This window comes from Citrobacter sp. GW821-FHT07H02, assembly GCF_059418505.1.
Map to the genome: position 1 here is coordinate 315,833 of NZ_JBWKPZ010000001.1, position 12,297 is coordinate 328,129.

Annotated in this window: 8 protein-coding genes; 3 read left to right on the forward strand and 5 right to left on the reverse strand. The window is 51.2% G+C overall.

Annotated elements, in window-relative coordinates:
* Window positions 1-225: 225 nt before the first annotated feature.
* The 5 genes from asnB to nagB all read right to left on the reverse strand — a co-directional run bounded on the left by asnB (window position 226) and on the right by nagB (window position 6,225).
* Window positions 226-1,890 (reverse strand): asparagine synthase B, encoded by a 1,665-nt coding sequence (asnB, locus tag AC07NP_RS01460; protein WP_494659356.1) that lies wholly within the window; start codon window positions 1,888-1,890, stop codon window positions 226-228.
* A gap of 297 nt (window positions 1,891-2,187) precedes the next feature.
* Window positions 2,188-2,940 (reverse strand): ribonucleotide monophosphatase NagD, encoded by a 753-nt coding sequence (gene nagD, locus AC07NP_RS01465; RefSeq protein ID WP_192611555.1) that lies wholly within the window; start codon window positions 2,938-2,940, stop codon window positions 2,188-2,190.
* A 46-nt stretch (window positions 2,941-2,986) separates the two neighbouring features.
* Window positions 2,987-4,207 carry a DNA-binding transcriptional regulator NagC gene (gene nagC, locus AC07NP_RS01470; RefSeq protein WP_192611556.1) on the reverse strand — a complete coding sequence of 407 codons (1,221 nt, stop codon included), beginning with the start codon at window positions 4,205-4,207 and terminating at the stop codon, window positions 2,987-2,989.
* Between the two features lie 8 nt (window positions 4,208-4,215).
* Window positions 4,216-5,364, reverse strand: a complete 1,149-nt coding sequence (gene nagA / locus AC07NP_RS01475; protein ID WP_494659357.1) for an N-acetylglucosamine-6-phosphate deacetylase — start codon at window positions 5,362-5,364, stop codon at window positions 4,216-4,218.
* Window positions 5,365-5,424: 60 nt separating this feature from the next.
* Window positions 5,425-6,225, reverse strand: coding sequence for a glucosamine-6-phosphate deaminase (nagB, locus tag AC07NP_RS01480; protein WP_192611558.1), 801 nt, complete (start codon window positions 6,223-6,225; stop codon window positions 5,425-5,427).
* 313 nt (window positions 6,226-6,538) lie between these two features.
* Here nagB and nagE point away from each other — a divergent pair, with 313 nt between their 5' ends.
* The 3 genes from nagE (at window position 6,539) to chiP (ending at window position 12,259) form a co-directional block, all read left to right on the forward strand.
* Entirely contained in the window at window positions 6,539-8,560 is a 2,022-nt protein-coding gene (gene nagE, locus AC07NP_RS01485) for an N-acetylglucosamine-specific PTS transporter subunit IIBC (RefSeq protein WP_494659358.1), read from the forward strand.
* Window positions 8,561-8,740: 180 nt separating this feature from the next.
* On the forward strand, window positions 8,741-10,405 hold the full coding sequence (gene glnS, locus AC07NP_RS01490; RefSeq protein WP_494659359.1) for a glutamine--tRNA ligase: 1,665 nt from the start codon (window positions 8,741-8,743) through the stop codon (window positions 10,403-10,405).
* Window positions 10,406-10,852: 447 nt separating this feature from the next.
* Window positions 10,853-12,259: a chitoporin ChiP gene (gene chiP / locus AC07NP_RS01495; protein ID WP_203358487.1), complete on the forward strand. Its 1,407-nt coding sequence runs from the start codon at window positions 10,853-10,855 to the stop codon at window positions 12,257-12,259.
* Window positions 12,260-12,297: the final 38 nt, after the last annotated feature.

Consider the following 12,297-nt stretch of genomic DNA (forward strand, 5'->3'; position numbering starts at 1 on the left):
CATCTTTTTTTTCGCGTTACCTTATCGGCGTTGCGGGGCGCATTATGCGTATTGAGCCTTGAAGCGTCAACCCCTTTTTCATTGAAAATGGCCGGAATGTGACTGTTTGGTTAGGTTGCGAACAGCGTGACGCAATATTCGGCAATTATTGGTTATTAATCGTTTTTGTAAGGATTATTACAATATAAAAAAGAGCCCCCTGAGGGCTCTTTTTACACTTTTCGCTTATTTATAGGCGGACTGGTGGACGCCCACCGCACGGCCGGAGGGATCGTTCATGGTTTTAAACGCTTCATCCCACTCAATAGCTTTCGCAGAGGAACAGGCGACGGACGGACCGCCCGGCACACATTCAGCGGCGCTGGGAACCGGGAACAGTTCTTCAAAGATCTCGCGGTACAAATACGCTTCTTTAGAGGACGGCGTGTTGTACGGGAAGCGGAAGCGGGCGGTTTCCAGTTGTTGGTCAGAAACCTGTTCTGCGGCCACTTCTTTCAGCGTGTCGATCCAGCTATAACCCACGCCATCCGAGAATTGCTCTTTCTGACGCCATGCGACGCTTGCCGGTAAGTAAGACTCAAAGCATTCGCGCAGGACATGTTTTTCCATTTTACCGTTGCCGCACATTTTATCCTGTGGGTTGATGCGCATTGCCACATCAAGGAATTTCTTATCCAGGAACGGGACTCGCGCTTCTACGCCCCAGGCTGACATCGCTTTGTTGGCACGCGCGCAGTCAAACATATGCAACGCTTGCAGTTTACGTACCGTCTCTTCATGCAATTCTTTGGCATTCGGCGCTTTATGGAAATAGAGATAGCCGCCAAACACTTCGTCAGAACCTTCACCGGACAGCACCATTTTAATACCCATCGCTTTGATTTTACGCGACATTAAATACATCGGCGTCGAGGCGCGAATGGTGGTGACATCGTAAGTTTCGATGTGGTAAATCACATCACGGATCGCATCCAGACCTTCCTGTACCGTGAAGTGGATTTCGTGGTGCACCGTCCCCAGGTGATTTGCCACTTCCTGTGCGGCTTTCAGGTCCGGAGAACCTTCGAGACCGACGGCAAAGGAGTGCAACTGTGGCCACCAGGCTTCAGAACGTTCGTCATCTTCCACACGACGGGCGGCATATTTCTTGGTGATAGCGGAAATGACTGATGAATCCAGACCACCGGAGAGTAGTACGCCATAGGGCACGTCTGACATCAGATGGCTTTTGACAGCGTCTTCCAGGGCCTGGCGCAGTTCATTCTTGTCAGTAACGTTCTCTTTTACCGCATCAAAATCGAACCAGTCGCGCTGATAGTACTGGCGGATTTCCCCTTCTTTACTCCACAGATAACTGCCCGCCGGGAACTCTTTGATGGTGCGGCATACCGGAACCAGCGCTTTCATTTCGGAGGCGACGTACAGGTTGCCGTGTTCGTCGTACCCCATATAAAGGGGGATGATGCCAAGATGGTCACGACCAATCAGGTAGGCATCTTTCTCGCTGTCGTACAGCGCAAAGGCAAACATGCCCTGCAGATCGTCGAGGAATTGCGCCCCTTTCTCCTGATACAGCGCGAGGATCACTTCGCAGTCGGAACCGGTCTGGAAGGTATAGCGATCGCCATATTCCGCACGTAACGCCTGATGGTTATAAATTTCACCGTTTACGGCCAGGATGTGCGTTTTCTTCTCGTTATACAGTGGCTGGGCACCGGCGTTCACGTCAACAATTGACAGACGTTCATGCGCCAGGATCGCGTTGTCACAGGCGTAAATGCCGGACCAGTCCGGCCCACGATGACGCATCAGACGTGACAGTTCGAGGGCTTTTTTACGCAGCTCAACTGCGTCTGTTTTGATATCGAATACGCCGAAAATAGAACACATAACCTTCTCCGTTAATCTGTTGCGTGGTGCTTTTTGTGTTTGCTTGATTAAGAAAATGCAGCAAAGCAGGGGAGGGTGCAAGTGAATTGCCGGTCAGAAAAGAAAAAATGCAATAGGCATTGTAGATTAGTGAAAAAAGATTACGTAATGAGCGTGTTTATTGATGAATCGACAGTTTTATGGCTATTTTATTAAACAGGGCTTTGCCGGATAGCGGCGTAAACACCTTATCCGGCTAACAGCGAAGTGCGAATCGTCGGCCTGATAAGAAACGTGTTATCAGGCATGGCGTCGTTTTCAGATAACGTCGATCTCGGCCACGGAAGGGTAGATCCAGCTTGGTCGGAACGGCATGCTGTCGATATCGTCAAGCGTGGAGACGCCAGACAACACCAGAATCGTTTCGAGCCCCGCCTGGAAACCGGCAAGGATGTCGGTACGCAGGTTATCGCCGACAATGACCGTTTCTTCGGAATGTGCCTGCATTTTGTTTAACGCCGCACGGATGATCCACGGGCTCGGTTTGCCCACATAAAACGGCTTGCGACCGGAGATTTTCTCAATACCCGCGCAGAGTGCGCCACAGGCCGGATAAAAACCGCGACCGTGGGTGTCCGGGTTGGTGGCAATAAAGCGGGCGCCATTGGCAACAAAGAAGGCCGCTTTATGCATCATTTCCCAGTTATAGGAACGGGTTTCACCGACGATTACGAAGTCCGGGTTAACGTCGGTGATGGTAAAGCCCGCTTTATACAATTCGTGAATCAGCGCGCCTTCACCCACTACGTAGGCTTTTTTGCCTTCCTGACGACGCAGGAAATCGGCCGTCGCCATTGCGGAAGTATAAAAGACGCTGTCAGGCACATTCACGCCTGCGGTGGCAAAGCGGTTCGCCAGGTCTTGTCCGGTTTGGGAGGGGTAATTGGTCAGGAGCACAAGCGGCAGGCCTTTTTCCAGAATACCCGTCAAAAATTCTGCCGCACCGGGTACGGCAATGTTGTCGTGCATTAGCACGCCGTCGATATCACAAATGACATTTTTGATGGTCATGAACTACCCAGGGAAATTGTTATGAATCCGATACTATAAAAGCGCATTAATTTTCCAGCAAATGTTGAAGCAAAATGCCGTTAAGCATGGCGCGTTTTACCAGCGCAAATGCGCCAATGGCGGAGCGGTGATCCAGCGTCGAACGCACAACGGGCAGGTTTTTACGAAATGCTTTCAATGCCTGAGTGTTAATGCAGCTTTCAATCGCCGGCAGCAGGACTTTGTCGGCTTCGGTTATCTCACCGGCAATGACAATCTTTTGCGGATTAAACAAGTTTATCGCAATGGCGATGGTTTTTCCCAGATGGCGGCCAACGTGCTCGATCACCTCTGCGGCCAGGCTATCGCCTTTATTGGCCGCCTTGCAGATGGTTTTGATGGTGCAGTCATCCAGCGGAACGCGGCTCTGATAGCCCTGTTTCAGCAAATTATGCACGCGGTGTTCAATGGCGGCATTGGCGGCGATGGTTTCCAGACAGCCAAAGTTACCGCAGTGGCAGCGTTCACCGAGCGGTTCAACCTGAATGTGGCCGATCTCACCGACATTACCATTACGACCAATAAAAATTCGACCGTTGGAGATGATCCCCGCCCCGGTGCCACGGTGTACGCGCACCAGTATAGAGTCTTCACAATCCTGGCTTGCGCCAAAATAGTGCTCAGCCAGCGCCAGGCTACGGATGTCATGGCCGACAAAACAGGTAACGTGAAAACGTTTTTCCAGCGCTTCAACCAGCCCCCAGTTTTCGACCTGAATATGGGGCATGTAGCGGATGACGCCGCTTTCGGGGTCGACAAGCCCCGGGAGGATCACCGAAATGGCGATCAGTTCGCGGATTTTACGCTGGCAGCTTTCAATAAAGCTCTCAATGGTATTGAGCAGGGCAAATTCCAGCGTTTCCTGAGTACGTTCTGGGAGCGGGTAATGCTCTTCCGCCAGGACTTTACTGCTCAGGTCGTAGAGGGTCAGCGTGGTGTCGTGACGACCCAGACGCACGCCAATCGCATGAAAGTTACGGGTTTCTGTGATGATAGAGATGGCGCGGCGGCCCCCGGTAGAGGCCTGCTGATCAACTTCTTTGATCAGCCCGCGTTCAATAAGTTGCCGCGTAATTTTCGTTACGCTGGCGGGGGCAAGCTGGCTTTGCTCGGCAATCTGAATTCGCGAGATGGGCCCATGCTGATCAATCAGGCGGTAAACGGCCGCACTGTTTAGCTGTTTTACGAGATCAACATTACCTATTTGAGCTTGTCCGCCAGGTGTCATACGTTTTCTTACTCAGTAACGACCTCGTTGCCATTAACGATGGTCTTGATGATTTTAAAGTCGTGTGTGAATGCAGTCAGGTTGGCCACTTTACCCGGTGCAATGCTGCCGAGCTGTTGGTCGACGCCAATCGCACGGGCAGGGTAGAGGGTCGCCATGCGCAGCACTTCATCGAGCGCGATACCGCAATGTTCGACCAGATTACGGACACCTTCAATCATGGTTAAAGATGAACCGCTCAGCGTACCGTTCTCATCCACACAGAGTCCATTGCGGTAGTATATTGTTTTACCAGCAAAAATGAACTGTTCAATGTCTGCGCCTGCCGGTGCAGTTGCATCTGTGACGAGGCAAAGTTTGTCGCCTTTCAGGCGTTTGGCATTACGGATGTTGGCATAATCAACATGCAAGCCATCGGCGATCACGCCACAATAAATGTCGGCTTCATCCAGAATCGCACCCGCCAGACCTGGCTCACGACCGGTAATGTACGGCATGGCGTTAAACAGATGAGTGGCGAAGCTAATTCCAGCGCGGAAACCGGCTTTCGCTTCTTTCAACGTTGCGTTGGAATGCCCGGCAGAAACCACAATCCCCGCGTCTGCCAGTTTTGTGATCACTTCAGCAGGAACCATCTCTGGCGCCAGGGTTACTTTGGTGATGACGTCGGCATTATCGCACAGGAAATCAACCAGCGCAGCGTCAGGCTTACGGACAAAACCCGGATTATGCGTCCCTTTTTTGACCAGGTTCAACCATGGGCCTTCAAGATGCAGACCTAATGCCTGATGCGGATATTTCGCCAGGTATTCACGCATGACGCGAACGCCCTGTTTCATCAGGTCATCACTGGTGGTGATAAGCGTTGGCAGATAGCTGGTGCAGCCAGAACGTTCATTGGCTTTTTGCATAATTTCCAGCGTTTCAACGGTCACCGCTTCTGCGGTATCGTTGAACTGCACACCGCCACAACCATTTAACTGTACGTCGATAAAACCGGGGGAGAGAATGGCCCCATTCAGCGAGCGTTGCTCGATCTCCGGCGGCAGTTCCGCCACTGGACAGACTCTTTCAATCAGGCCATTGGCGACAACAATCGCATGGTCATCAAGAATTTCGTGACCGGTAAAAATCCGGCCCTGGGTTAAAGCATACATTCCGACCCCCGATTTCAAAAAATACCGCCCTGCAACACGCTCGTCAGGGCGGGGATACTATTACAAACCTTTAATATTTTCGGCTTCTAACTCGTTGAAGTATTTCAGCGTCTTAACTTTCAGCTCCATGGTGGAAGGTTCATCGCACACCACCACGGCTTTCGGGTGCAGTTGCAGACAGCTGATGGTCCACATGTGGTTGACGTTGCCTTCTACCGCCGCCTGGAGCGCCTGCGCTTTCTGATGGCCCAGCACCAGAATCATCACTTCTTCTGCGTCAAGCAGCGTACCCACACCCACCGTCAGCGCGTATTTCGGCACCTGGCTGACATCGCCATCAAAGAAGCGAGAGTTTGCCACGCGAGTGTCATGGGTCAATGTTTTGATACGCGTGCGGGAAGCCAGAGAAGAGGCCGGTTCGTTAAACGCGATATGACCGTCGTTGCCTACGCCGCCCATAAACAGGTGGATTTTACCGTAAGCGCGGATTTTTTCTTCATACTGACGACATTCAGCATCAATATCCGCAGCGTTGCCATTGAGAAGGTTGATGTTTTCTGCTGGAATATCAACGTGATCAAAGAAGTTACGGTGCATGAAGCTATGATAGCTTTCCGGGTGCTCTTTCGGAAGGCCAACATATTCGTCCATGTTGAACGTCACAACATGCTTGAAGCTGACCTGGCCCGCTTTGTGCATTTCAACTAATGCTTTATAGGCGGTCAATGGCGTGCCACCGGTAGGTAGACCCAAAACAAACGGACGATCCGCCGTCGGCTTGAATGCATTGATACGGTTAACGATGTGGCGAGCAGCCCATTTGCCGACTTGTTCTGCGGTATTCAGGGGGATCAGTCTCATTCTTCACCTCAAATGTATATGTAGACGTTGGCGGATTGAGTATGGGTACATAGTCAAGCGTAACCTGGTTTTGTATCAACAAGAGTCAATCCGTCTTGATTTTTTGAATGATAAAATAAGTTTTCGCAGTTAGCCAGTATAAGGGAGTGGTTTTAACGATATTTGGTGACTGGACTCACAAAAAACATGCTTTTAATTTGCGATACGAATTAAATTTTCACACACTCAGAATGCCAGTGAACCACTAAGATAGTGACACAATAAAAACACAGCTGAGAACGCGCCTTAAACGGGGTCTCATAGGGGGAATAAAGTGAGTATTCTAGGTTATTTACAAAAGGTTGGCCGCGCGCTTATGGTGCCGGTGGCCACGCTGCCTGCGGCAGCAATATTGATGGGTGTAGGTTACTGGATTGATCCCGTGGGTTGGGGTGGAGATAACGCGGTAGCGGCGTTCTTCATTAAATCAGGTTCCGCAATCATCGATAACATGTCCGTACTGTTTGCGATTGGTGTCGCTTACGGTATGTCCAAAGATAAAGACGGTGCTGCGGCGCTGACCGGTTTTGTGGGTTTCCTTGTGTTGACCACGCTTTGTTCTCCGGCGGCGGTTGCGATGATTCAGAAGATCCCGGCGGACCAGGTTCCTGCCGCGTTCGGTAAAATCAGCAACCAGTTCGTGGGGATTCTGGTGGGTATCATCTCTGCTGAGCTGTACAACCGCTTCAGCGGCGTTGAGTTACCGAAAGCGCTCTCCTTCTTCAGCGGCCGTCGTCTGGTGCCGATTCTGACCTCCTTCGTGATGATTATTGTTGCCTTCATCATGATGTTTATCTGGCCGATTATCTTCGACGGTCTGGTAAACTTTGGTGAACACATCCAGAAACTGGGTTCCGTTGGCGCGGGCGTCTACGCTTTCTTCAACCGCTTGCTGATTCCGGTTGGTCTGCACCACGCACTGAACTCCGTATTCTGGTTCGACGTGGCGGGCATTAACGACATTCCTAACTTCCTCGGCGGCGCGCAGTCTATTGACGCGGGCAAAGCGGTTGTGGGCATTACCGGTCGTTACCAGGCTGGCTTCTTCCCAATCATGATGTTCGGCCTGCCGGGTGCAGCGCTGGCTATCTACCACTGCGCGCGTCCTGAGAACAAGGCGAAAGTGCTGGGTATCATGATGGCGGGCGCATTCGCTGCGTTCTTCACCGGGATCACCGAGCCGCTGGAATTCTCCTTCATGTTCGTTGCACCGGTTCTGTATGTTATTCACGCCGTTCTGACCGGGATTTCAGTCTTCATCGCTGCCTCTATGCACTGGATTGCCGGTTTCGGTTTCAGTGCGGGTCTGGTGGATATGGTGCTTTCTTCCCGTAACCCGCTGGCGACGCACTGGTGGATGCTGATCCCACAGGGTCTGGTCTTCTTCGCGATCTACTATGTGGTGTTCCGCTTTACTATCACCAAATTCAATCTGATGACTCCGGGTCGTGAGCTGGCAGTTGCCGGTAGCGAAGCCGATGGTCAGGACATGAATGTAAGCGCAGACAAAGACCAGGATGTTGCCGGTCTGGCGCGTCAGTATATCGCTGCGGTGGGTGGTTCTGACAACCTGACAGGTATCGATGCGTGCATCACTCGTCTGCGTCTGAATGTAAAAGACTCTTCGCTGGTGAACGAAGCGATGGCAAAACGCCTGGGAGCTTCTGGTGTGATTCGCCTGAACAAAACCAGCGTACAGATTATCGTTGGCTTTGTGGCTGAGAAAATCGCTAACGCGATGAAAACCACGGGTCCGGTCGCAGCAGCCTCTGCTGACACAGCGCCAGCCGCGGCGGCTCCGGCAGCGAAACCGCAGGCCGTTCTGAATACAGTGACTATCGCTGAGCTGGTTTCCCCGGTTACCGGTGATGTTGTGGCACTTGATCAGGTTCCTGATGAAGCGTTCGCCAGTAAAGCCGTAGGCGATGGCGTAGCGGTAAAACCAACGGATAAAACCGTGGTTTCCCCGGCTGCGGGCACCATCGTGAAAATCTTCAACACCAATCACGCATTCTGCCTGGAAACAGAAAAAGGTGCGGAAATCGTTGTCCACATGGGTATCGATACTGTCGCGTTGGGTGGCCAGGGCTTCAAGCGTCTGGTGGAAGAGGGTGCCGAAGTCGTTGCAGGACAGCCGATTCTGGAAATGGATCTGGCGTACCTGAATGCGAATGCGCGCTCAATGATCAGTCCTGTCGTTTGCAGCAACATCGATGATTTTGGTGGGCTGGTTGTGAAGGCGGAAGGACACGTCGTTGCAGGTCAAACAGCGCTGTATGAGATTAAAGGCAAGTAATCGCTCCTGAGTAGAGTCTGTGCCTTAAGCGGCGGGGGGAAACCTCCGCCGCTTTTTTTTGCAGCAATTGATCCCATAATGCCAGTCTGTTACGTATTTTAAGTAACTAAAGGTTGTCAGTCTGTCCGGCTTATAAGACCATATGCCGTTATACGTTGTTTACGCTTTGAGGAATCCACGATGAGTGAGGCTGAAGCCCGCCCGACTAACTTTATTCGTCAGATCATCGATGAAGATCTGGCCAGTGGTAAGCACACCACAGTTCATACCCGTTTCCCGCCGGAACCCAATGGTTACCTGCACATCGGTCACGCCAAGTCTATCTGCCTGAACTTTGGGATCGCGCAAGATTACCAGGGTCAATGCAACCTGCGTTTCGATGATACCAACCCGGTAAAAGAAGATATCGAATACGTAGAGTCTATTAAGAACGATGTGCAATGGTTGGGCTTCAACTGGTCTGGCGACATCTGCTACTCCTCAGATTACTTTGATCAGCTGTATGCGTATGCCGTTGAGCTTATCAACAAAGGCCTGGCCTATGTTGACGAATTGTCTGCTGATGAGATCCGCGAATACCGCGGCACGCTGACAGCGCCAGGCAAAAACAGCCCGTTCCGCGATCGCAGTGTAGAAGAGAACCTCGCGCTGTTTGAGAAAATGCGGGCTGGCGGTTTTGAAGAAGGCAAAGCGTGCCTGCGCGCCAAAATTGATATGGCGTCGCCGTTTATCGTTATGCGCGATCCGGTGCTGTATCGCATTAAATTTGCCGATCATCATCAGACGGGCAGCAAGTGGTGCATCTACCCGATGTACGACTTCACCCACTGCATCAGCGATGCGCTGGAAGGTATTACGCACTCCCTGTGTACGCTGGAATTCCAGGACAACCGTCGCCTGTACGACTGGGTGCTGGACAACATCACAATCCCGGTTCACCCGCGCCAGTACGAATTCTCGCGCCTGAATCTGGAATATACCGTGATGTCCAAACGTAAGCTGAATCAGCTGGTGACGGAAAAGCACGTAGAAGGTTGGGATGACCCGCGTATGCCGACGATTTCCGGTCTGCGTCGCCGTGGTTACACAGCTGCTGCTATTCGTGAGTTCTGCAAACGCATCGGCATCACCAAGCAGGACAACACCATTGAGATGGCATCGCTGGAGTCCTGCATCCGTGAAGATCTGAACGAAAACGCCCCGCGCGCAATGGCGGTTATCGATCCAGTAAAACTGGTTATCGAAAACTATCAGGGCGAAGGCGAAATGGTCACCATGCCTAACCATCCGAACAAACCGGAAATGGGCAGCCGTGAAGTTCCGTTCAGTGGCGAGATCTGGATCGATCGTGCTGACTTCCGCGAAGAAGCCAACAAGCAGTACAAACGTCTGGTGATGGGGAAAGAAGTCCGTTTGCGTAACGCTTACGTGATCAAAGCAGAGCGTGTAGAGAAAGATGCGGAAGGTAATATCACCACCATCTTCTGTACCTACGATGCAGACACCCTGAGCAAAGATCCGGCTGACGGGCGTAAAGTAAAAGGCGTTATTCACTGGGTGAGTGTAGCGCACGCATTGCCGGTTGAAATTCGTCTGTACGATCGCCTTTTCAGCGTACCGAATCCAGGCGCGGCGGAAGATTTCCTGTCGGCAATGAACCCTGATTCGCTGGTGATCAAACAGGGCTTCGCAGAACCGTCGCTGAAGACTGCGGTTGCGGGTAAAGCCTTCCAGTTCGAGCGTGAGGGATACTTCTGCCTCGACAGCCGCTATGCAACGGCCGACAAACTGGTATTTAACCGTACTGTCGGTTTACGTGATACATGGGCTAAAGTCGGCGAATAAGCCACACGACACCATTCCATCCGACTAACGCCGCGCTTCGCGGCGTTTTTTTTCGCTTAATTTCCGCGAGATCCTCTGTTTGCGGAGCGAATTAATTGCATCTGAAAAATAATTAATCCGATAAACGATTTTTTGATAAGTAGGCTCAGAAATTTAGGTCGAGACTAAATTAAACGCTGTAACCGTTTTCATCTTCATGGAAATCAACGGTATTTTTCATTTTGATGATAATTTTTCGCATTTGCTGAATGTGTAACAAAAAGCAATGAAATATGTGCGGTCGCTCATATTATTACATACTGGTTACAGAAAGAGATTGATAATTCGCGTCGCGAAAAATAGTCTGTTCACTGTAGTCAATGAGGTTTTCTCAGCGCTATTTTTAATTTTTATTTTTAGCTGTTCGCCTTTGGCGGCAGCATTTTATACGTCAAAGAGGATTAACATATGCGTACGTTTAGTGGCAAACGTAGTACGCTGGCGCTGGCTATCGCCGGTATCACAGCAATGTCGGGTTGGATGGTTGCACCGCAGGCAAGCGCCGCGGGCTTTATCGACGATTCGACCTTAACAGGCGGCATTTATTACTGGCAGCGTGAGCGTGACCGTAAAGACGTCACGGATGAAGATAAATACAAAACCAACCTTTCACACGCGACCTGGAACGCCAACCTGGATTTCCAGTCGGGTTATGCAGCGGATATGTTCGGTCTGGATATTGCGGCATTTACCGCAATTGAAATGGCGGAAAGTGACGACAGCGGACACCCTAACGAAATTGCATTCTCGAAAAAAAATAAAGGCTATGACGAAGATTACTCTGGCGATAAGAGTGGTGTCAGCCTTTATAAAGCCGCTGCAAAATTTAAATATGGCCCGACCTGGGCACGTGCCGGTTATATTCAGCCAACCGGACAGACGCTGTTAGCGCCGCACTGGAGCTTTATGCCGGGTACCTATCAAGGGGCAGAAGCCGGAGCCAACTTTGACTATGGCGATGCGGGTGCGTTGAGCTTCTCCTACATGTGGGCCAACGAGTATAAAGCGCCGTGGCACATTGAAGTGGATAAATTCTACCAGGCTGATAAAAAGACCAAAGTCGATTATCTCCACTCCGTTGGCGCAAAATACGATTTCAAAAATGATCTTATTCTTGAGGCTGCCTTTGGTCAGTCTGAGGGCTATGTCGATCAGTACTTTGCCAAAGCCAGTTACAAATTCGATCTGGGCGGGAATCCGTTTACCACCAGTTACCAGTTCTACGGCGCACGCGATAAAGTTGATGATCGCAGTGTGAACGACATCTATGACGGCACTGCATGGTTGCAGGCACTGACTTTCGGTTACAAAGTGGCGGAAGTGGTCGATCTGCGTCTGGAAGGAACCTGGGTGAAAGCGGACGGGCAGCAGGGCTACTTCTTGCAGCGTATGACGCCGACCTATGCCTCCTCAAACGGTCGTTTGGATGTCTGGTGGGATAACCGTTCCGACTTTAACGCCAACGGCGAAAAAGCGGTCTTCTTCGGCGCGATGTATGACCTGAAGAACTGGAATCTGCCAGGTATGGCGCTGGGTGCGTCGTACGTCTACGCCTGGGATGCCAAACCGGCTACCTGGCAGAGCAACCCGGATGCGTTCTACGACAAAAACAAAACCATCGAAGAATCCTCCTACAGTCTTGATGCGGTTTATACCATGCAGGAAGGACGTGCCAAAGGCACCATGTTTAAACTGCACTTCACCGAGTATGACAACCACTCCAATATCCCGAGCTGGAGCGGTGGTTATGGCAACATCTTCCAGGATGAGCGTGACGTGAAGTTCATGGTTATCGCCCCATTCACTATTTTCTGATGCCAGTCGCGGCAGGGTATTTCTCTGCCGCATCGTTG